The sequence below is a fragment of the Streptomyces sp. NPDC091272 genome (assembly GCF_044757485.1).
GTDB lineage: Bacteria > Actinomycetota > Actinomycetes > Streptomycetales > Streptomycetaceae > Streptomyces.
Genome location: NZ_JBIVVC010000003.1, coordinates 237,560 through 258,756 on the forward strand (window position 1 = coordinate 237,560; position 21,197 = coordinate 258,756).

Annotated in this window: 19 protein-coding genes and 1 pseudogene; 3 read left to right on the plus strand and 17 right to left on the minus strand. The window is 71.3% G+C overall.

Features of this window, described 5'->3' with window-relative positions; translation table 11 throughout:
* Positions 1 to 96 precede the first annotated feature (96 nt).
* The 12 genes from kynU to ACIQM4_RS10310 all read right to left on the minus strand — a co-directional run bounded on the left by kynU (position 97) and on the right by ACIQM4_RS10310 (position 12,654).
* Complete coding sequence (gene kynU, locus ACIQM4_RS10255) at positions 97 to 1,314, minus strand: kynureninase (protein WP_401590106.1); 1,218 nt, start codon at positions 1,312 to 1,314, stop codon at positions 97 to 99.
* Positions 1,315 to 1,336: 22 nt separating this feature from the next.
* Positions 1,337 to 2,203: a tryptophan 2,3-dioxygenase family protein gene (locus ACIQM4_RS10260; protein ID WP_401588760.1), complete on the minus strand. Its 867-nt coding sequence runs from the start codon at positions 2,201 to 2,203 to the stop codon at positions 1,337 to 1,339.
* A gap of 111 nt (positions 2,204 to 2,314) precedes the next feature.
* Entirely contained in the window at positions 2,315 to 3,175 is an 861-nt protein-coding gene (locus ACIQM4_RS10265; RefSeq protein WP_401588763.1) for a DUF3152 domain-containing protein, read from the minus strand.
* Between the two features lie 258 nt (positions 3,176 to 3,433).
* Positions 3,434 to 3,847, minus strand: a complete 414-nt coding sequence (locus ACIQM4_RS10270) for a DUF3151 domain-containing protein (RefSeq protein WP_401588766.1) — start codon at positions 3,845 to 3,847, stop codon at positions 3,434 to 3,436.
* A 4-nt stretch (positions 3,848 to 3,851) separates the two neighbouring features.
* Complete coding sequence (locus ACIQM4_RS10275; RefSeq protein ID WP_401588769.1) at positions 3,852 to 5,342, minus strand: MFS transporter; 1,491 nt, start codon at positions 5,340 to 5,342, stop codon at positions 3,852 to 3,854.
* A 398-nt stretch (positions 5,343 to 5,740) separates the two neighbouring features.
* Positions 5,741 to 6,772, minus strand: a complete 1,032-nt coding sequence (fbaA, locus tag ACIQM4_RS10280; protein WP_401588772.1) for a class II fructose-bisphosphate aldolase — start codon at positions 6,770 to 6,772, stop codon at positions 5,741 to 5,743.
* Between the two features lie 302 nt (positions 6,773 to 7,074).
* On the minus strand, positions 7,075 to 7,614 hold the full coding sequence (gene pyrE, locus ACIQM4_RS10285) for an orotate phosphoribosyltransferase (RefSeq protein WP_401588774.1): 540 nt from the start codon (positions 7,612 to 7,614) through the stop codon (positions 7,075 to 7,077).
* Between the two features lie 21 nt (positions 7,615 to 7,635).
* Positions 7,636 to 8,436 carry an aldose 1-epimerase gene (locus ACIQM4_RS10290; protein ID WP_401590109.1) on the minus strand — a complete coding sequence of 267 codons (801 nt, stop codon included), beginning with the start codon at positions 8,434 to 8,436 and terminating at the stop codon, positions 7,636 to 7,638.
* Positions 8,437 to 8,515: 79 nt separating this feature from the next.
* Complete coding sequence (locus tag ACIQM4_RS10295; RefSeq protein WP_401588777.1) at positions 8,516 to 9,427, minus strand: SRPBCC domain-containing protein; 912 nt, start codon at positions 9,425 to 9,427, stop codon at positions 8,516 to 8,518.
* Between the two features lie 134 nt (positions 9,428 to 9,561).
* Positions 9,562 to 11,184 (minus strand): polyamine aminopropyltransferase, encoded by a 1,623-nt coding sequence (locus ACIQM4_RS10300; protein WP_401590112.1) that lies wholly within the window; start codon positions 11,182 to 11,184, stop codon positions 9,562 to 9,564.
* Between the two features lie 321 nt (positions 11,185 to 11,505).
* Entirely contained in the window at positions 11,506 to 12,027 is a 522-nt protein-coding gene (locus tag ACIQM4_RS10305) for a DUF2617 family protein (RefSeq protein WP_401588779.1), read from the minus strand.
* 351 nt (positions 12,028 to 12,378) lie between these two features.
* Positions 12,379 to 12,654 carry a hypothetical protein gene (locus ACIQM4_RS10310; RefSeq protein WP_401588782.1) on the minus strand — a complete coding sequence of 92 codons (276 nt, stop codon included), beginning with the start codon at positions 12,652 to 12,654 and terminating at the stop codon, positions 12,379 to 12,381.
* Between the two features lie 122 nt (positions 12,655 to 12,776).
* Here ACIQM4_RS10310 and ACIQM4_RS10315 point away from each other — a divergent pair, with 122 nt between their 5' ends.
* Complete coding sequence (locus ACIQM4_RS10315) at positions 12,777 to 14,012, plus strand: pyridoxal phosphate-dependent aminotransferase (protein WP_401588785.1); 1,236 nt, start codon at positions 12,777 to 12,779, stop codon at positions 14,010 to 14,012.
* A gap of 69 nt (positions 14,013 to 14,081) precedes the next feature.
* Here ACIQM4_RS10315 and ACIQM4_RS10320 read toward each other — a convergent pair.
* A pseudogene (locus ACIQM4_RS10320) lies at positions 14,082 to 14,483 on the minus strand (ATP-binding protein); the annotation flags it as partial.
* 158 nt (positions 14,484 to 14,641) lie between these two features.
* Between ACIQM4_RS10320 and ACIQM4_RS10325 the strand changes: the two are divergent.
* Both ACIQM4_RS10325 and ACIQM4_RS10330 read left to right on the plus strand, forming a co-directional pair.
* Positions 14,642 to 15,475 carry a Scr1 family TA system antitoxin-like transcriptional regulator gene (locus ACIQM4_RS10325; protein ID WP_401588788.1) on the plus strand — a complete coding sequence of 278 codons (834 nt, stop codon included), beginning with the start codon at positions 14,642 to 14,644 and terminating at the stop codon, positions 15,473 to 15,475.
* Positions 15,472 to 15,735, plus strand: coding sequence for a DUF397 domain-containing protein (locus tag ACIQM4_RS10330; protein ID WP_401588791.1), 264 nt, complete (start codon positions 15,472 to 15,474; stop codon positions 15,733 to 15,735). Before ACIQM4_RS10325 ends, ACIQM4_RS10330 begins: the two co-directional genes overlap by 4 nt.
* 91 nt (positions 15,736 to 15,826) lie before the next feature.
* Here ACIQM4_RS10330 and ACIQM4_RS10335 read toward each other — a convergent pair whose 3' ends face one another.
* From ACIQM4_RS10335 to clpB, 4 genes are all read right to left on the minus strand, one after another.
* A complete protein-coding gene (locus tag ACIQM4_RS10335) occupies positions 15,827 to 16,387 on the minus strand; it encodes a YbjN domain-containing protein (protein WP_401588794.1) in 561 nt (186 codons plus the stop codon).
* A 96-nt stretch (positions 16,388 to 16,483) separates the two neighbouring features.
* Positions 16,484 to 16,996, minus strand: coding sequence for an RloB family protein (locus ACIQM4_RS10340; protein ID WP_401588797.1), 513 nt, complete (start codon positions 16,994 to 16,996; stop codon positions 16,484 to 16,486).
* Positions 16,935 to 18,332: an ATP/GTP-binding protein gene (locus ACIQM4_RS10345; RefSeq protein ID WP_401588800.1), complete on the minus strand. Its 1,398-nt coding sequence runs from the start codon at positions 18,330 to 18,332 to the stop codon at positions 16,935 to 16,937. Before ACIQM4_RS10345 ends, ACIQM4_RS10340 begins: the two co-directional genes overlap by 62 nt.
* 130 nt (positions 18,333 to 18,462) lie before the next feature.
* Entirely contained in the window at positions 18,463 to 21,075 is a 2,613-nt protein-coding gene (gene clpB, locus ACIQM4_RS10350) for an ATP-dependent chaperone ClpB (protein WP_401588803.1), read from the minus strand.
* Positions 21,076 to 21,197: the final 122 nt, after the last annotated feature.

Sequence of the window (21,197 nt, forward strand, 5' to 3'; positions counted from 1 at the left end):
TGGATCATTAAGCGCGGACGCTACCAGCCACTTTGCGCACGCGTGGCCACGCCGGGAACGGTTCCCCCCGACGTGGCCGGCCTCCTGGCGCGCGGCTCAGGACCGCTGGAGCACCTCGGCGAGCACCCGTGCGGACCGCTCCACGTCACCGAACCCGACGTACAGCGGGGTGAAGCCGAAGCGCAGCACGTCCGGGTGGCGGAAGTCCCCCAGCACGCCCCGCTCGATCAGCGCCTTCATCACCTCGCCCGCGTCGGCGCAGCGCAACGAGATCTGGCTGCCGCGTTCGGTGTGCGCGAGCGGTGTCACCACCTCCACGCGGCCCTCCGGCAGGTAGTCCCGTACGCACTCCAGGAAGAAGTCCGTGAGGGCGAGGGACTTCGCCCGTACGGAGTCGACGCCGACCCCGTCCCAGACACCGAGTGCCGCTTCGAGTGCCAGCATCGAGAGGATGTCGGGGGTGCCCACCCGGCCGCGCACCGCGCCGTCGGCGGGCGCGTAGTCGGGCGCCATCCCGAACGGGTTCGCGTGGCCCGTCCAGCCGGGCAGCGGCGAGTCGAAACGCTCCTGGTGGCGGGCGGCGACATACAGGTAGGCGGGCGAACCCGGCCCGCCGTTCAGGTACTTGTACGTGCAGCCGACCGCCAGGTCCACGCCGTGCGTGTCGAGCCCCACGGGGAGCGCGCCCGCGCTGTGGCACAGGTCCCAGACGGCGAGCGCGCCCGCCTCGTGCACCGCCGCGGTGAGACCGGGCAGGTCGTGCAGGCGGCCGGTGCGGTAGTCGACGTGGTTGAGGAGCACCGCGGCGGTACGGGGCCCGAGTGCGCCCGGCACCTCCGCCGGGCGGACCGGGCGCAGCGTCCGGCCGGTCATCCGGGCGGCGGACCGCGCGATGTAGCCGTCGGTGGGGAAGGTCGTCGCGTCGACGAGGATCTCGTCACGCGCCTCGTCGTCCACCAGCCGCACGGCCGCCACCAGCGCCTTGAAGACGTTGACGCTGGTCGAGTCGCCGACCACGACCTGTCCTGGCGCCGCGCCCACGAGCGGGGCGAGGCGGTCACCGATCCGCTCGGGCGCCGTCCACCAGCCGCTCTCGTCCCAGGAGCGGATCAGCAGCTCGCCCCACTCCCTGGCCATCACGTCCTGGACGCGTCCCGGGACGGCGCGGGGCAGCGCGCCGAGGGAGTTCCCGTCGAGGTAGACGACCCCTTCGGGAAGGGCGAACAGCTCGCGGTACCCGGCGAGTCCGTCGGCGGCGTCGAGCGCGACGGCACGCGCCGCGTACGTCTCGGACACGGTGCTGCTCCCGGACATCGCGTTCCTCTGCTGTGCGGTCTCAGACATGGCTGCGCGCCGTCCACAGTTCGGGGAAGACGTTCTTCTGCGCGCGCTTCTCCAGCCACGCCACCCCGGCGGAGCCGCCGGTGCCCACCTTCGAGCCCATCGCGCGCCGGGTCGCCACCAGGTGGTCGTTGCGCCATCGCCACACGAGCTCGCCGACCTCGGTCAGCGCCTCGCCGAGCACGACGAGTTCGGAGCGTCCGGCGCCGACCTCCTCGGCCTCGTAGAGCCGCGCCCACACCGCCTCGACCTCGGGCGAGGGCACGTACTTCTGCGAGAGGTCGCGGTCCAGCACCTCGGGCGGCACGGGCAGCCCGCGCCTGGCGAGCAGCCGCAGCACCTCGTCGTACAGGCTGGGCTGGTGCAGCGCCTTCTCCAGTTCGTCGTGCACGCGGGGCGCCCCCCGGTGCGGTACGAGCATCGAGGCGGACTTGTCGCCGAGCATGAACTCCATCCGCCGGTACATCGCGGACTGGAACCCGGAGCCGTCACCGAGCGCGCTGCGGTACGAGTTGAACTGGACGGGGGTGAGGTTGGCGAGCGGCTTCCAGGAGGCGTTCAGGGCCTCCAGCTCGCGGGTGGAGCGTTTCAGGGCCTCCAGCGCGACGGGGATCTTCTCCTCGCGCAGCGCGGCGGCAGCCGTCTCCCACTCGTGGACTATGACCGTGAACCACAGCTCCATGACCTGGGTGGTGACCAGGAAGACCATCTCGCCGGGATCGTCGGAGAGGGGGTGCTGGAGGTGGGTGAGAACGTCCGCCTGGACGTAGTCCTCGTACGGTGTGGTGCCCGCGAAGTCGAGGTTGGGGGTCTCGGGACCCGCTGCCTCTCCGCTGCCGGGCGCCTCGGGGGTGTGCGTCATCGCATGCTCCTAGACACGGACTTCCAGGTAGCGGTCCGCCCCTTCCGAGAAGGATTTTCGGAGCCCCGGTCCCTTGCGGGCATCATAGGCCGGGCTCGGTCGGGTGGCTCCTCAGCGGCCGGGGCCGGACAGATACGCACCGTTCGCGGCATATGGCCAGGCGTTGGAGTGGCATCCCTCCAGGCCCTTGATCTGCTGCATCATCACGGGCGCGGGGCGGCCGGGGGCGGGGCAGCCGAGGTGGTCGAGGCCCAGGGCGTGGCCCAGCTCGTGGTTGATGATCAGGTGCCGGTACTCGGCGGGCGCCCCCGCGAACTGCGGCGACCCCCGCACCCAGCGGCGCAGGTTCACCACGACCCCCTGGCCGGTCTCGCAGTTGAGCTCGCCGCCGGTGTCCAGGCCCACCTCGCCGCAGAGCCGGTCGGCGGTGTCGGGGGTGGCGATGCGGATGACGAGCTCTGCGGGTCCCCCTGCCACCAGCTGGAACTGCCCCCTGCCGTTCCTGGCCCAGCCGCGCGGGTGGGCCACGATCGCCTGTATCTCGGCGGCGGCCCGCTCGGGGGCGATGCCGCTGCCCTCCTCGACCTGTACCTGGTAGCGGCGCAGGGTGGAGCCCGAACCGACGGGCCTGCCGGAGATCCCGGCGGCGGCGAACGTACCGGTACCGGCCTCGGGAACGGGGGCGTCCGGCGTCTCGGGGCCGCGTGCGCGGCTCGGCGGGTCGGCGGACACCTCGCCGGGTGCGTCACCGGGGGCGCGGGTGGCGCCGGGTCTCCCGTCCGCCGTCCACGGGGTGCCCGGTCTGGCGGCGTCGTGCCAGGCGGCCACCGCGAGGCCGCCACCGCCGAGGACCGCCGCCGTGCAGGCCAGGGCGACGATGATCCGTCCGCGCCGGGTGAGGCGGGTCCGGCAGGGGCCGGTGGAGCGGCGGTCGGGCCGGGCGTACTCCCGGCGGTCGTCGCGCTGGCCCACGGCAGAGCCCTCCCCTGGTTGGTGCCGCCGGCAGGTGGGGGGAGCGGGGCGGACGGCCCCGGGCGCCGGTAACGATCATTGCTGGAACCCGCCGATCGTACAGGCGTCCTCTCCCGCTGCCTCCGCGGCGCGGCCCTCCCCCGGGCCGCACATGCCGCAGACCCCCACACCCGGTTCTGCCCCGGCCCGGACATGCCGCTGCCCCCACGCCCGGGTTTTCCCCAGGCTGTGGGGGCAGCGCGCCACCGGTGTCCCCGGTCAGCCCAGGGTGTCCGCCGCCGCCTCGGAGGACTCGCGCAGGAAGGTCGAGCAGCGGTCGTACTCCTCCTGCTCGCCGATCGACTGCGCGGCACGGGCCAGCGCGTGCAGGGCGCGCAGGAAGCCGCGGTTCGGCTCGTGCTCCCACGGCACCGGGCCGTGGCCCTTCCAGCCGGCCCGGCGCAACGAGTCCAGACCGCGGTGGTAACCGGTGCGCGCGTACGCGTACGACTCGACGACGCTGCCGCGCTCGAAGGCGTCGTCGGCGAGCTGCGCCCACGCCAGCGACGACGCGGGGTACTTCGCTGCGACGTCGGCGGGCGCCGCGCCGGACGCGAGCAGCTCACGCGGCTCCGGGTCGTCGGGCAGGTGGGTCGGGGGCGGTCCCCCGAGGAGATCCTGGTGAATAGCCATGCCCCTAGTCTGCCTGCCCCCGGGAGCGGTCGGGTTCCAGCGGGGGAGCCGCGACCGAGCAGTTCGTACGGCACTCCGGGACGTGTGCGTCCGGCCTGGGGTTGCGTACGGTCAGCAGTGCGATCAGCGCGCCCAGCACCAGCACCCCCGCGCACATGGGCATCGCCCGGTCGAAGGTGGCGCCGAACTCCGCGGCCGAGCGGTACGCGTCCGGGCCCATGCCCGCGAGCAGCGGCAGCGCCGCCACCGCGACGAGTCCCGCCGCGCGGGCGGCGGCGTTGTTGATGCCGGAGGCGAGACCGGCCTGCCCGGTGTCGACCGAGGCCAGCACGGTCGCGGTGAGGGGGGCCACCAGGGTCACCATCCCCATGCCCATCACCACGATCGCGGGCAGCACGTCCGTCAGGTACGAGGAGCCGGCGCCCACCCGCAGCATCAGCAGCATGCCCGCCGCGCACAGCAGCGGCCCCACGGTCAGCGGCACGCGCGGCCCGATGCGCTGGGCGAGCGCCCCGGAGCGGGCGGACAGGAACAGCATCAGTACGGTCGTCGGCAGCATCGCCGTACCCGCCTGGAGCGCCGAGTACCCGACCACCACCTGGAGCTGGAGCGCGGTCAGGAAGAAGAAGCCGCTGAACGCCGCGTACACGCACAGCGTCACCACGTTGACCGCGGTGAACTGCCGGGAGGCGAACAGCGTCAGCGGCATCATCGGGTCCTTCCTGACCCGCTCCACGTACAGGAAGGCCGCCGCGACGACCACGCCGCCGACCGCGCACCCGATGACGAGCAGCGACGCCCCGCCGTCCGGCGCCTCGATCAGCGCGTACGTCACCAGCGCCAGCGCGAGGGCCGCGAGGACGGCCCCCAGCACGTCGAACCGGCCGTGCGCCCGCGGGTCCCTGGACTCCGGTACGTGCCGCAGCGCGACAGGCACACAGAGCGCGGCCAGCGGCACGTTGATCAGGAACGCCCACCGCCAGCCGGGCCCGTCCACCAGCCAGCCGCCCAGGAAGGGCCCGACGGCGGCGCCGATGCCGCCGAGCCCCGACCAGAGGCCGACCGCGCGGGCCCGGTCGTCGGGGTGGAACGAGGCCTGGATCAGCGCGAGCGAGCCCGGGGTGAGCAGCGCCCCGCCGATGCCTTGCAGGGCGCGGGCGGCGACGAGCACCGTGGCGTTGGGAGCCAGCCCGCACAGCAGGGAGGCGGCGGCGAACCACACCACCCCGATCACGAAGACCTTGCGCCGCCCGTAACGGTCCCCGAGCGCCCCGCCGAGCAGGATGAGCCCCGCCAGCGTCAGCATGTACGCGTTGACGGTCCACTGGAGCCCCGCGAGGTCGGCCCCCAGGTCGCGGCCGATCCTCGGCAGGGCGACGTTGACCACCGTGGAGTCGAGCATCGCCATGCTCGACCCGAGCACGGTGGTCAGCAGCACCCACCGCCCGGCCCCACTCCCAACCCGAAGCCCACCACCACTCACACCCAAAGCCATACGCGCATCGTCCCCGCAACCCACCCCCACGGCCACCCCAACCACCACCCCCACAGGGGCGCCCTTCAGGGGCGCGGAGAACTGCGCGCCCAGCCACAACGCACCCGCACAAAACCCACCCGCCCCCTCAGACGACGCGGGCCCTCGCCCCCAAAGGGGCGCCCTTCAGGGGCGGGGAACTGCGCGACCAGCCACAACGCACCCGCACAAAACCCACCCGCCCCGCGGCGAGCGGCTCAGGGAAAGGGGCGGGGAGGGGCACCGCCCGCCGCAGGCGCAAACAACCCGCACATCCCATCCCCAGCCCCCCTCCCCCGCACACGACAAAGCCCGGCACCCCCGAACCAATCCGGGAATGCCGGGCCCACACCGGCGAAGGCATCGCCGACGCCAACGACCTACTTCAGCCGCGTCCCGGTGGACCGAAGCGCCGCACAAGCCTCCGTCACCCGAGTCGCCATGCCCGCCTCAGCCGCCTTGCCCCACGTGCGCGGGTCGTACTTCGACTTCGTGCCGACCTCGCCGTCGACCTTCAGCACCGCGTCGTAGTTGCGGAACATGTGGTCCACGACCGGACGCGTGAAGGCGTACTGCGTGTCCGTGTCGAGGTTCATCTTCACGACGCCGTTCTCCAGCGCGGTGGCGATCTCCTCGGCCGTCGAGCCCGACCCACCGTGGAAGACGAAGTCGAACGGCTGGCTTCCGGCGGCCTTGCCGTACTTCGCACCCACGCCCTCCTGAAGGTCCTTCAGCAGCTCCGGGCGCAGCACGACGTTGCCCGGCTTGTACACGCCGTGCACGTTGCCGAACGAGGCGGCCAGCAGGTAGCGGCCCTTCTCGCCCAGGCCCAGCGCCTCAGCGGTGCGCAGCGCGTCGTCGACGGTCGTGTACAGCTCGTCGTTGATCTCGTGGCTGACGCCGTCCTCCTCGCCGCCGGTCGGGGTGATCTCGACCTCAAGGATGATCTTCGCGGCGGCGGCCTTGGCCAGCAGCTCCTGGCCGATGGCCAGGTTGTCGGCCAGCGTCTCGGCGGAGCCGTCCCACATGTGGGACTGGAACAGCGGGTTGCGGCCGGCCTTGACGCGCTCCGCGGAGACCTCGATCAGCGGACGCACGTAGGTGTCCAGCTTGTCCTTGGGGCAGTGGTCCGTGTGCAGCGCGACGGTGATGTCGTACTTCGCGGCGACGATGTGCGCGAACTCGGCCAGGGCGACCGCGCCGGTCACCATGTCCTTGTTGTGCTGGCCACCCAGGAACTCCGCACCGCCCGTGGAGATCTGGATGATGCCGTCGCTCTCGGCCTCGGCGAAGCCACGGAGCGCCGCGTGCAGAGTCTGCGACGAGGTCACGTTGATCGCCGGGTAGGCGAACTTCTCCGCCTTCGCCCGGTCGAGCATCTGGGCGTAGACCTCGGGGGTTGCGATGGGCATCTGTCCGCTCCTTGGGATATGCGGGTGTGCGTTGCTGGTCCCTGACCTGGGGGCGACGTCATCGTCGCCCCCATCTTTCCAGACTCTCCCCCCGGCTCCACCCGGCGGCGTCCGCCGGTGGCACCCCGGAACGCGCAGAGGTCGGTGTGTTTCACGTGAAACACACCGACCTCCGACAAACCCCCAGGTCAGAACCGCACCCTCGCGAGGCCCGGACCTAGGTCACCAGTTAGGGCGAGTTCCAGCCCGACCAGCGACCAAGCGGTTCGGGCCAGATCCAGCCCGACCAGCGACCAGCCGGTTCAGGCAAGATCCAGATCGGCCAGCGAGTACGCGTTGATGTACGGCAGACCCGCCGCGTCGATCACCGGCGCCGCTCCCCGCTCCACGATCACCGCGACACCGACGACCTCGCCGCCCGCCTCCCGGACCGCCTCGACGGCCGTCATCGGGGAGCCGCCGGTGGTCGACACGTCCTCGACGACCAGGCAGCGACGGCCCTTGACGTCGGTGCCCTCGATCCGGCGCTGCATTCCGTGCGCCTTGCCCGCCTTGCGGACGACGAAGGCGTCCATCCGGCCGCCGCGCGCAGCGGCGGCGTGCAGCATCGAGGTGGCGACGGGGTCGGCGCCGAGCGTCAGCCCGCCGACGCAGTCGTAGTCGAGCGCCGCGGTGGCGTCGAGCATGACCTGCCCCACCAGCGGCGCCGCCTCCCCGTCCAGGGTGATCCGGCGCAGGTCGATGTAGTAGTCGGCCTCCAGACCCGAGGAGAGGGTCACCTTGCCGTGCACCACGGCCTTGTCCTTGATCTGCTGGAGCAGCTCAGCACGTACGTCAGTCATGGTGACGAGCTTAAGCGGGGGTCAGGAGAGCCGCCGCCACGCCCAGGTCGTCGACGCCTCCAGGGGGTCGACCGGGGTGACCAGCCGCGGCAGGGTGTTGAGCCCGTTCGGCGGGCCGGTCTGCGGTTCGACGCAGACGGCCGCCTCCTGCTCGTCGTACACGACCACCCACTCCTCCCGGCTGGTGACCTTGATCTCCAGCTGCCGCGGCCAGGTCAGGGTGACCTCGACACCGTCCGGCATGCCGAAGCAGTCGTCCCAGGGGCCGGGCCGCGGGTCGACGCGGCGGCCGGTCGGCAGGTGGTTGTCGCCGCGCTCCTCCTGCCAGGCCGCCTCGAAGGCGAGCTCGACGTCCGCGCCGGAGCCCAGGTTGCGCCGGAACCACGGGTGCCAGCCGATCTGCGCGGGGAACGAGTCGTCGTAGGTCTCGACACCCATGCTGAGCGTGAGCGCGTCCGGCGTCAGCTCGAAGGTCTGGGTGACCCGGCCCTTGTACGGCCACGGGCTGGTGAGCTCGTACGTGAACGAGGCCGACGCCTCGTCACGGGCCGCGGTGCGCCAGCGGGCGTCGCGGCCGGTGCCGTGGATGGCGTGCGGCGGCGAGTTCACCGGGAGCTGGTGCACCTTGTCGCCGTCGCGGAACCTCCCGTTCTCGGTCCGCCCGCACCAGGGCACCATCGGGAAGCAGCCGAAGGGCTTGCCGTTCTCGGGCCCGCGGAGCACCTCGGTGCCACCGATGCGCAAGCTCTCGACGCGGCAGCCGTCGGCCGGGTCGACGGTCAGCTCGACGTCTCCGGCGTGCAGCAGGACGCCGGAGCCCATGTCCTTGTTCTGTTCGCTATCCACGCACGGGACCCTACCCAGCGCCGGGCCCCGTGCGGCCCCGTCACGGGCCCCGGTTCTACCTGCGGCGGCGCAGCGCCCGCCCGACGACCACCGCGGAGGCGACCGCGAGGGCCGCCGCCGGGGCGAGACGGCGCAGCGTGAACGTGCCGGCTGCCGGGGCGGGCGCCATGACGGGGGCGTACCGGCCGCGCGGCGGCGCGTGGTCGACCTCCTCGGCGCTGCGGCCGATCATCGTGCGGCGGGCGTGCGCGGCCTCGGCGGGCGGCTCCTCGGGGAAGGCCTCCGGGAGGTCGTCGGGCAGTCCGTCGAGTGCCTCGCGCAGCGCCTCGTCCTCCTCCTCGCGGGTGGGCGGCACCGGGACGGGATCGGGGTCCTCGCCGCGCGGACGGAGTGCGGGCTCCGGGTCGGGGTCCTCGCCGCCCGGGCGGAGCGTGGGCTCCGGGGCGGGGTCCTCGAACTCCAGCTCGTCGTCGCTGAGCCGGTCGAGGGTGGGCGGTGTCACCTCCGCGCCGTGCCCGGAGTCCTCTTCCGAGGGGCCCGCCTCCGCCGCGAGACGGGTGGTGAAGCGCTCCAGCAGCCGTTGTACCGCGGCCTCCACGGCGGGGGCGTCGAGCTCGGTGATGCGGCCCCCGCCCCGGGCCGTGCCGGTGAGGAGCAGCGTCGTGCCCCCCTCGGCCGCCTCGGTGCGCACGGTCAGGGAGACCTTGACCGTGCCGTCCCCGCGCGCCTCGGTGCCCTCGCCCGTCAGGGTGAAGGTGTCGTCCTGGGGACCACCGCTGATGCTCAGCGCACCCCGGTAGGTGATGGTGTGGCCACCGGCCCTGACCTTCAGCCGGCCGGACAGCGGCGGGGACGTCTTGTCGGCATCCTGCTGGAGGCCTGGCACGCAGCGCGCGACCCGGGCGGGGTCGGCGAGCGTCTGCCGTACGGCCTCGGGCAGAACCGGAACGAACACCTCATGCTCCATGGTTCCCGAGCCTACTCACGCGCGCCGGGTTCACACCCGTCTCTGCGCAGAACCTCGCGCCGAGTGTGCCCAGGCGTGCAGAACAGCCGCGCCGAGTGTGCCCGGACGCGGGGGGGGGGCGCACCGCTCGCCGGTCACGGCGCGTACCGCGGATGGACCAGGGTCGAGGCGGGCAGGCTTGCCGTCCGGGTCGCTTCCGCCGACCGCGCGCCGGAGAGCAGCAGCGGGGAGGTGAGCGAGCGCAGCCGCGGGGCCCGTGGGGAGAGACCGAGGGCGGGGCGGGTGCGGCCGGCGAGGAGCAGCCCCCAGTCGCGGGGTGCGCGCGAACTGTCCGACGAGCGGTCAGGACCCGCACTGAACGCGGAGAGACGGCCGCTCGCCAGATAGGGGCGGGTGCGCAGGCCCGCCGCGCGCAGGGTCGCCTCGACCGTCCAGTAGTCGTGCGGGCGGGCCCCGACCGGCCCGGCGTGCACGGCGATCCGCCCGTCCGGGGCGAGCACGGCGGCGGCCAGCCCGTAGAACTCCTGCGAGTAGAGCTTCGTGGACGCGGTGATGCCGGGGTCCGGCAGGTCCGAGATCACCACGTCGTACGGGGCGACGTCGAGCGGCGCCGAGCGCAGCCACCCGAACGCGTCCGCGTGCACGACGTGCAGCCGGGGGTCCCGGTGGACCCCGCCGTTGAGGGCGACCAGCGCGGGGTCCGTACGGGCGAGCCTGACCAGTTCCGGGTCGAGGTCGACCAGGGTCACCGAGGTGACGTCCGGGTAGCGGAGGATCTCGCGGGCGGCCAGTCCGTCGCCGCCGCCGAGGACGAGGACGCGGGCGTGCCTGCCGCGCATCGCGGGATGCACCAGCGCCTCGTGGTACCGGTACTCGTCGCGCCCGGAGAAGCGGAGCCTGCCGTCCAGGAAGAGGTCGGGCGGCCCGTTCGGCTCCCCGGTGACGACGACCTCCTGCACGTCCGTCTGGACCGCGACGCGCACCCGGTCCCCGTACACGGCCCGCCTGGCGGCCCGTTCGAAGTCGTCGACGAGGACGGTCGCGGTGGCCAGCGAGGCCAGCACCACCAGGTTGACCACGATCAGGAGCCAGCGTGAGCGGCGGGTGAGGTCGCGGCGGAACAGCCACAGCACCAGGGCCCCGCCGGCGGCGGTGTTGACGGCCCCGGTGACCAGGGCGCCGGTGAGCTGCCCCAGCATCGGGAGCAGGAAGAACGGGAAGGCGAGACCGCCGACCAGGGCGCCCACGTAGTCGGCGGCGAACAGGTCGGCCACGTCGCCGCTGGCGTCGTCCTCGTCGCCCTCGGCCGCCTTGCGCCCCTGTCTGCCGATCCGCTGGATCATGGTCATCAGCAGCGGGATCTCCGCGCCGATGAGGATGCCGATGGCCAGCGAGAAGCCCACCAGGACGTAGCTCGCGCCGCCGAACCAGGCGAACGACGCGTACAGCACCAGGGCCGAGCTCCCGCCGACCGCCGCGAGTCCCGCCTCCAGCAGCCCGAACCCCACGGCCGCCCGCCAGCGCAGCCGCTTCGCCAGCAGCGAGCCGACACCCATCGCGAAGACCATCGTGGAGAGCACCACGGACGCCTGGGTGACCGAGTCGCCGATCAGGTACGAGGCGAGGGCGACCAGCTCCAGCTCGTACACCAGTCCGCAGGCGGCGCAGATGAAGACCACGCCGAGCACCAGGAGCCGGGCCGTCCGCGCCCGTACCGGAAGCGGCGCCCCCGACCTGCCCGCCCGCCCGGACGGCACCGACTCGCAGACGTCCGCCGCACGAGGGCCCGGCGGCACGGAACGCGCGGCTCCGGACCGGTCAGAACGCGAAGTACCGGACCGGTCAGAACGCGACGCGCCCGGCCGGTCAGAACGCGACGCGCCGGACCGATCGGAACGGGAAGCACCGGATCGATCGGAATGCGAAGTACCGGACGGGTCAGGGGTGTCGGGGCCGGCTGGGGCGGAGGCCGGTTGGATCATGCTGGGTACGCTACGTCACCACTCGCCCGCAACCTGTCACCCACAAGGGTGTAAGTGGAGCACACCCCGCATGGAACGCGCGTCGTGCGGAACACCTCACACCGCCGCCGGCACCCGGGCCCCCACCCTCGTCCTGGTCACCACCAACTCCCCTTCCTGCGGGTACGCGTGCCAGGTGCGCCAGCTGACCCGCCCGGCGCCCTCGCGCTGGGCGAGGAGCGCGGTGAAGGCGTGCGGGCTGCCGGGGAACGTGCCTGCGAGGCCGTGCGGATGGTCGGCGACCAGGGCGAGAAGCTCCTGCGCACGCCCCGCGAAAGCGGCCTCCGACAGCGATTCGACGCGGGCCGCGAACTCGTAGTCCCACTCGCCGACCTGCTTGGAGACGCCCAGCGGCAGCGGGGTCCTGCTGCCCGGGATGCAGGCCACGGTCTCCGAGCAGTAACCGTCACCCTCCTCCAGGAGCACCTGGTGGGAGGCGCCGAGCAGCCGCAGCTGAAGTTTCGCGCCGTGCAGTTCGAGGTCCAGTACGGCGAGGGCGGACAACGGCTCCCGGCCCAGCGCCCAGGCCAGGTCGGAGGCACACGTGTCGGTGTAGTCGGTCTTGAGGGTCGTGAGCATGAGGGGGCTCCGCAAACACGCAGTGGGGGGTGGACCAGGGGGGTACGCCGGAGGGGTCGGGGTGGTGGAGCTGGGGACCGCCCGCTCGGGTCCGCCTGGGACCGCGGGATTCCAGTGACGGATTTTCAACAGCGAGGGAATCATGAAGTGTGCGGCGCTCATAGCGTTTTTACCCAACTTGACGGGGTTTCCATCCCCCCGGGGGCCACACGGTTCAACTGTTCAACAAATAGGGGCTCCCAGCCCAACAAATGTGCGCCCGGCGGGAGTTCGGGTCGGCGTTCGAGCCGTCCCTCCTCCCGCCGGGCGCACGGCGGTGATTCACCGGTTCACCGGACCAGCTGCCCCGTGTCAGCTGCCTCCGCCGCCGCCGCAGCCACCACCGCCGCCCCCTCCGCCACAGGAGGAGGAACCGCCGCCGCAGGACGACGACGAACTCCCGCAGGACGAGGAGGAGCCGCTGTCGCCGCCGCCCACCCAGCCGCCACCGCCGCTCCAGCCGGCGCCGCCGCGCCGGTGCCCCCGCGACCTCGTGACGGGCCGGCGCGCCGACCCGCGCGAGACCGTCACCAGGATGCCGACGATCACGACCAACGACACGCCCAGTGCGATGAAGAGACCGACCATGGGTCCCACCGTCCTTTCCGTTCCCCCGGCGCGGACGGCAGGTCGCCCGCACGTGCCTCGGTGATTCCCGAAGGCCCACGCGGCCAAAGCAGAGTTGAGCAAGTCCAGAGGTTCCGCGCAGGATGGCTGCCATGACCTCCACCGCCGACACCTCTGGCACCTCAGACGCCCCCCGCCCCCTCCTCAACCGCCGCCTCGCCGAGTTCGGGACGACGATCTTCGCCGAGATGTCCGCCCTGGCCCTGCGCACCGGCGCGATCAACCTCGGGCAGGGCTTCCCCGACCGGGACGGCCCCGACGAGGTGCGCGAGGCCGCGGTGCGGGCGCTGCGCGACGGCCGTGGCAACCAGTACCCGCCGGGCCCCGGCGTCCCCGAGCTGCGGCAGGCGGTCACCGCGCACCAGCAGCGCCGTTACGGGCTGCCGTACGACCCGGACACCGAGGTCCTGGTCACCGCGGGCGCCACCGAGGCCATCGCCGCATCCCTCCTCGCGCTGGTCGAGCCGGGTGACGAGGTGATCGCACTGGAGCCGTACTACGACTCGTACGCCGCCTGCATCGCCATGGCGGGCGGCCGGCGCGTGCCGGTCACGCTCCGGCCGCGCGACGGCGCGTACCACCTCGACCTCGACGAGCTGCGCGACGCGGTCACCCCGCGCACCCGGCTGATCCTGCTCAACACCCCGCACAACCCGACCGGCACCGTCCTCACCCGCGAGGAGCTGGCCGCGATCGCCGCGCTCGCGGTCGAACGCGACCTGCTGGTGGTCACCGACGAGGTGTACGAACACCTGGTGTACGACGGCGAGCACATCCCGCTCGCCTCGTTCCCCGGGATGCGGGAGCGCACGGTGACGATCTCGTCGGCGGGCAAGACCTTCTCGTTCACCGGCTGGAAGGTCGGCTGGATCACCGCCTCCGCGGCGCTGGTGGCGGCCGTACGGTCGGCAAAGCAGTACCTGACGTACGTCTCGGCGGGCCCCTTCCAGTACGCCGTCGCGGAGGCGCTCGCCCTGCCCGACACGTACTTCGACGGGCTACGGGCCGAGCTGACCGCCAAGCGGGACCTGTTGGGCACCGGACTCGCGGAGGCGGGCTTCGACGTCTACCGGCCGTCCGGGACCTACTTCGTGACCACCGACATCCGGCCGCTGGGCGCCCCCGAGGGCGGCGACGGCTTCGCGTTCTGCCGGGCGCTGCCCGAGCGGTGCGGGGTCGTCGCGATCCCGAACGCGGTGTTCTACGACGACCGGGCGGCGGGCGCCCCCTTCGTACGGTTCGCCTTCTGCAAGCGGACCGAGGTCCTCCAGGACGCGGTGGACCGGCTGAAGGTGCTTCAGAAAGGGGGCTCCGCGTAGCCGCACCCGTACGGTCTTGCCGGACTCGCCCGCACCCCTGTCCGCACGCAGGAACCAGCTCAACTCGCCGAGCTCGCTCACCAGATGGAGCCCCCGGCCCCTCTCGTCACACCGCCGGCCGTGCGCGAAGCCCGCCACCGGGTCGGACACGTCCACCAGCAGGCTGCCGTCCTCCAGCACCGCCAGCCGCAGCCAGGCCACCCTGCCGGGCCGGTGCGCGTGCACGACGGCGTTGGTCACCAGCTCGGAGACGACCAGCACGGCGTCCTCGATGTCACCGCCCCACCCGAGAAGGGTCAGTTCGACGCGTGTACGAGTACGGGCGAGGGCGACCGCGCGCGGAACCGGCGCGCACTCGGCGGACCACTCACGGGACACGGGAGGCAGCAGGGGCGTGGCGGGAGCTGAGTGGAGCACGTTCCGGACCTCGTGTTCGTGAGGGGCGAGGGGGAGACCGACAAGTTCGCTCATCGTGGGTGAAAGCGTGTCAGCGGCCGACTACCGTCGGTACTCCACCCGACCCGTAAAAGTGAACTTGCGGCTCGGAACGGAATCCGGTGCGGCCGAAGTGGGCAGCCTTGAGGCCGCGTTGCGGGTTCGGTGAGGTGCGCTGTGGAGGGCGGGGAGAAGTGGGAGACCAGAGCAGTGGCAATCGAGGAAAACCGCTCATCTGGAAGATGTTCGGCCTGCAACAGAAGGCGCTGCGGGCGCATCGCGGCCTGACCCAGGAACAGTTGGCAGCGATGACGGCGCGCAACTACTCGCTGTCGACGGTCCAGAAGGTGGAGGCCGGGTCGATCCGGCCACATCCGGACTACGTCACGGACGTCGACCACGCACTGGGCGCGAAGGGCATGCTCGTCGCGATGCTGGAGGAACTGGCGAAGCCGGGGTATCCGGAGTTCTTCCAGGGATACGCGGACACGGAGAAGACCACCACCCGGCTGTACACCTACAACACGCACGCCCTGCACGGTCTCTTGCAGACCGAAGCTCACGCGCGCGTCGTGCTCAGCAACTTCGTCCCGTTGCTGGAAGACGATGAGATCGAAGCGAATGTCCGTGGCCGTCTGGAACGCCAGTCCCTACTCGCCCGGAAGCCCTCGCCCGCCCTCTGTTTCGTCATTGAGGAACAGGTGCTGCGCCGCCCGATCGGCGGGACGGCAGTACACAAGGAACAGCTGCTGCACATCGCCGACTGCGCGCGGATGCGCAACATCTCTCTGCACGTCATGCCAACGAACGTAGAGACCCACGTCGGACTCGACGGATCAATGACACTTCTGGATACCGAGGAGGGTCAGTCGCTCGCATACGTCGAGTACCAGGGCGGCGGGTCCACCTTCTACAGCCTCCCAAAAGAGGTCAACGCCATGGAGCAGCGGTATGCAATGATCCGATCCGATGCACTCCGGACGAGGGAGTCGCTGAAGCTGATCGAGGAACTGGCAGGAGCCCTATGATCGACATTATCCCCAACTCGGCCTGGAGCAAGTCGAGTTACAGCGGCAATGCAGGCGGCGAGTGCATCGAGGTCGCCCACGGCTGGCACAAGTCCAGCTACAGCGGCAACCAGGGCGGCGAGTGCATCGAAATCGCCACCTGCGCCTGCGCCGACGTCCACGTCAGGGACAGCAAGCTCGGCGGCGCCTCCCCCACCTTCGACGTCAGGCCCACCAGCTGGACGGCCTTCACGGCCTTCGCGGCGGCGCACACCGTCTGACCGCGCGACGGAAGAACGAAAGCCCGGCCCGGGGCCTCGGTCGTGGTGACCGCAGCGCCCTGGCCGGGCTCTCGATGTGGCGTGGGGGCGGTTACTTGCCCTGCTCCGTACCCTCGCCGTTGTCGCTCTCGCCGTCCTCGCCCTTGACGGCCGAGTCGACGTCCTTCTCCAGGCCGAGCTGCTCGACGACCCACTTGTCGAACTCGATGGAGGCGCGGACCCAGCTGACCGTGGAGGACACGAAGTGCTCCAGGGAGACGCCGGTGCCGATCAGCATCTGCGCCTCGCCGATCAGGCGGACGGAGCCGTCGTCGTGGGTGTGGCTGTAGACCTTCGGCCACAGGGTGCGGCGGTTCCAGTCGTCGAGGAGCTCCAGGAGCTGGACCTTGTCCTCGATGCTGTGCGGCCGGTCGTAGAACGTCCGCACCGAGAAGACCTGCTGGTCGTCCTCGCCACGGAACATGAAGTACGTGCGGAACTCTTCCCACGGAGCGGCGAGGTCACCCTCGTCGTCGGTGACGTACTTGAGCTCCATCTGGTCGAGCAGCTGCTTGACCAGATCCTGGTCGGGGACGACGGGGCCCGACGGTCCCTCGGGCTGCGGTTCGGGCTGTCCCCCGAAATTCGGAATCGAGGACGGGTCGATGCTCACCGTGTATTTCCCTTCGTACGGTTCCGGTCATCCTCTCCCATCCCGGGAGGGGGAACGCAAGCCCCGCCGGGTGCGATCCGCTGCGGGCGGACACTTTCACGGGTTGGCCATGCGATCGGTGAGCCTCCACACCCCGGTCGAGGGGTTGCGTTCGTGCTGCTCACCCGACGGGTCCAGCTTGCGCGCCCGCTCGGCGGCCTGCGGGAGTCCGTCACGGTACGTGGCGAAGTCGACCCGTGTCTTGTCGTAGCCCGGCACGTGCTTCCGGAGCAGGGGCAGCAGCTTCTTGTACGAGTCGACGTGGCCCTGGTGGTCCGCGAAGTGGAGCAGGAGCCACAGCTCGAAGCACGGGGCGGAGACGGCCACCTCGATACCGTGGCGCCGGGCCTCCGCCACCGCCTGAGCGACGTCCTTGAACTCGTCGACGTCGAAGACCGCCCAGACCTCGTCGTAACCGTCCCGGTGCAGGTCCCGCTGACCGCAGGCGTACTTCACGAGCTGAGTCGGCGAGCAGGGCTTCTCGCGTACGGCGACGGACACCGCACGATTACGCAGATGGTCGCGCAGCCCCTGGAGATACAGACGCTCGGTCGCCTTGCTCCCGCACACCACGAGGATCGTGCGTGCGGACGGCCGGACCGGTGCGCGGCGCCGTCCGGACCCCTCGCGCGGGAACTTCCTGGCCATGGTCCCCCTCGTAGTGCTGCCAGTAGTTCTTGACCAGCTCCTCGAAGGCCGTGGCGGGGAGCAGCGGCACCGCTCCGTAGCTCCCGGCGAGGTATCGGCGTTCGAAGTTCTCCCCCTTACGCGGCTTGAAGTCGCTGAGCGGGTACAGCTCGGAGGCACCCGTGGCCGGTGCCTTCTCCACGAACCACACCTGGTCCCGGCGCAACACCTGTTCTCCCAGCATGCTGCCGAGGAGCGAGGCATCGTGCGTGGTGAAGATCAGTTGGGCGCCGCACGGGTTGAGCTCGGGGTCCTGGAAGAGGCCGAGGAGCTTGGCTGCGAGGAGGGGGTGCAGGCTGATGTCGAGTTCGTCGACCCATACCTCCCCGCCGCCCAGGAGAGCGACGAGCGCCGTGGTCACCAGGCTGAGCCAGGTCTTCGTGCCCGCCGATTCGGCCGTGGCGGGCAGCACGAACTCCTCGTCCCCGACCCGATGGATGAACTCCAGCACTTCGGCCTTCGTCGCTTCGAAGACGTCCGACGGCTGCCCGTGCTGACCGGCGGCGGTTCCGTCCCTGGGCCGCCGCCGAATGCTGTGCACGCCCAGGTCGGCAGCCGTCAGGACCTCGGCGAGGACGGACAGACCCTGTCTGCTCAAGTGCTCGTACAGCACAGCGGCCAATCCTCCGGAACCGCTGGCGACGACTGCCTGGCGCGTGCCGTCGTTCACCCGAAGGCTTCCCGTCAGAGCACTCCACACCACTTTGAGCTGCGGATGCGCCGCCTGGGCCGCCGCCGACAGATACAAACTGTTGGGCCGCGTCGTACGCTCGACGGCCAGTCGCTCCCCCGTCAGCGTCGCCCCGTACGACATCGTCATGCCCGTGCGCTCGTAGAGCACCCGCCGCCGGCCTTTGGGGTAGGAGTACAGCCACTCCTCGGCGATCTCCCTGTCCGTGACGCTGAACCCGTACACGTACCGGACGCCGTCCAGCAGCACGTCCACCCCGTACGAGGAGGGCTCCTGGCGGCTTTCGTGGTCGAGGAGGAAGGGCGTGCGGGGCACCGGGGCGTCGGGCAGCCAGCGCGCCTGGGAGTCCTTCACCACCGAGACGAAGAAGCCGTACGCCTGCATCAGCGTCGACTTCCCCGACGCGTTCGCCCCGTACAGGGCCACCACCGGCACCGCCGGGCGGTCGTCCCCGTACGCCGGTGCGAGGTTCAGCTCCTGCGGCTCCCGGAGAGAGCCGTGGTTGGCGACTCGAAAGCTAAGCAGCACCCCTTGCCTCTCTTTCAACGTCTTGTGAACAAGTGAACTGCGCATTGGCCACTTAGCACAGAGCCTAGTCCCTGTTCGAGAACAGGAACAGGCCCGCCACCCACGAGGGTGACGGGCCTGATCGCCCCCGTTACTTCTCCAGCACCGGCGGGGCCGAGGTCGCCGGTCCCACCAGCAGCTCGTCGCCGACCCGCTCGACACGCACCGTGTCGCCGTCCTTGACCTCGCCCGCCAGGATCTCCTTGGCCAGGCGGTCGCCGATCGCGGTCTGGATGAGGCGGCGCAGCGGCCGGGCGCCGTACGCCGGGTCGTTGCCCTCCTCGGCCAGCCAGGCCAGTGCCTCGGGCGTGACGTCCAGGGTCAGCTGACGGTCGGCGAGCCGCTTGGCGAGGCGGCCGACCTGGAGCTCGGCGATGTGCGCCAGCTCGTCCTTGCCGAGGGCGGAGAAGACCACCAGGTCGTCGAGCCGGTTCAGGAACTCCGGCTTGAAGGAGGACCGGACGACGTCGAGCACCTGCTGCTTCTTGACCTCCTCGGTGGTCAGCGGGTCCATCAGGTACTGGCTGCCGAGGTTGGAGGTCAGGATCAGGATGGTGTTGCGGAAGTCCACCGTCCGGCCCTGGCCGTCGGTGAGCCGGCCGTCGTCGAGGACCTGGAGCAGGACGTCGAAGACCTCCGGGTGTGCCTTCTCGACCTCGTCGAGGAGCACCACGCTGTACGGGCGCCTGCGCACGGCCTCGGTGAGCTGGCCGCCCTCCTCGTAGCCGACGTAACCGGGCGGGGCGCCGACCAGGCGCGAGACGCTGTGCTTCTCGCCGTACTCCGACATGTCGATACGGACCATGGCCCGCTCGTCGTCGAAGAGGAAGTCCGCGAGGGCCTTCGCCAGCTCCGTCTTGCCGACGCCGGTCGGGCCGAGGAAGAGGAAGGAGCCGGTGGGGCGGTCCGGGTCGGCGATGCCCGCGCGGGTGCGCCGGACCGCGTCGGAGACCGCCTGCACGGCCTCGTGCTGGCCGATCAGGCGCCTGCCGAGCTCCTGCTCCATGCGCAGCAGCTTCTGCGTCTCGCCCTCCAGCAGGCGGCCTGCCGGGATGCCGGTCCAGGAGCCGACGACGTCCGCGATGTCGTCGGGGCCGACCTCCTCCTTGACCATGGTGTCGACCTCGCGCACCTCCGCCTCGGCTGCGGCGGCCTCCTCCAGCTCCCGCTCCAGGCCGGGGATCTCCCCGTAGAGCAGCTTGGAGGCGGTGTCGAAGTCGCCGTCGCGCTGGGCGCGCTCGGCGGTGCCGCGCAGCTCGTCGAGCTTCTCCTTCAGCTCACCGACCCGGTTGAGGCCCTGCTTCTCCTTCTCCCAGCGGGCGTTGAGGCCGCGCAGTTCCTCCTCCCTGTCGGCGAGGTCACGGCGCAGCTTCTCCAGCCGCTGCACGGAACCGGCGTCGGTCTCGCTCTTGAGCGCCAGCTCCTCCATCCGCAGCCGGTCCACCGACCGCTGGAGCTCGTCGATCTCCACCGGGGAGGAGTCGATCTCCATCCGCAGCCGGGACGCCGCCTCGTCGACGAGGTCGATCGCCTTGTCGGGCAGGAAGCGGGAGGTGATGTACCGGTCGGAGAGGGTGGCCGCCGCGACCAGCGAGGAGTCCGCGATCTGCACCTTGTGGTGCGCCTCGTACCGGCCCTTGAGCCCGCGCAGGATCGCGATGGTGTCCTCCACGGACGGCTCGGCGACCAGCACCTGCTGGAAGCGCCGCTCCAGCGCGGGGTCCTTCTCGATCCGCTCGCGGTACTCGTCGAGCGTGGTCGCGCCGACCATCCGCAGCTCGCCGCGGGCCAGCATCGGCTTGAGCATGTTGCCCGCGTCCATGGCGGAGTCACCGCCGGCCCCGGCGCCCACCACGGTGTGCAGCTCGTCGATGAAGGTGATGATCTGGCCGTCGCTCTCCTTGATCTCGGAGAGGACGGTTTTCAGCCGTTCCTCGAACTCGCCGCGGTACTTGGCGCCCGCCACCATCGCGCCGAGGTCGAGCGAGACCAGCTTCTTGTTCTTCAGCGACTCGGGGACGTCCCCCTTCACGATGCGCTGGGCCAGGCCCTCGACGACGGCGGTCTTGCCCACGCCCGGTTCACCGATCAGCACCGGGTTGTTCTTGGTGCGGCGCGACAGCACCTGCACCACGCGCCGGATCTCCTGGTCGCGGCCGATGACCGGGTCCAGCTTTCCGTCGCGCGCGGCGGCCGTGAAGTCGGTGCCGAACTTCTCCAGGGCCTTGTACTGGCCCTCCGGGTCGGGAGTGGTCACCCGGCGCCCTCCCCTGCTCTTCTCGAATGCGTCGAGCAGCTTGTCCGCGCTCGCGCCCTGGTTCTTCAGTACGTCGGCGGCCTGGCCGCCCTTTGCGGCGAGGCCGATGAGCAGATGCTCGGTGGAGAGGAATTCATCCCCCAGCTCCTTGGCGCGCTGGGCGGCGTCGGCGACGACGGCCAGCATCTCGCGGTTGGGCTGCGGCGGCGACACCGTGGACCCGGTCACGCTGGGCAGCGCCGAGAGCAGCCGCTCCGCGCCGGAGCGCACCGCCGCCTGGTCCGCCTCCACGGCGGCCAGCAGGTCGGTGATGTTCTCGTTGTCCTGGCCCTCCAGCAGGGCGAGCAGCAGGTGCGCGGGGGTCAGATCGGGGTGGCCGTCGCTCACGGCCCGCTGGGTGGCCGCGTTGATCGCGTCCCGGCTCCTGTTGGTCAGCTCGGCTTCCACGTCTGTTCTCTCCTCCTGTACGCCCTCACGGCACCGACAAGCTGTACGACCCGTATGGCTCTGCCAACGTGCACAAAGTTGAGTCTATTCCACTCAGCTTTACCGTTCCCTGCCGGGCTAAT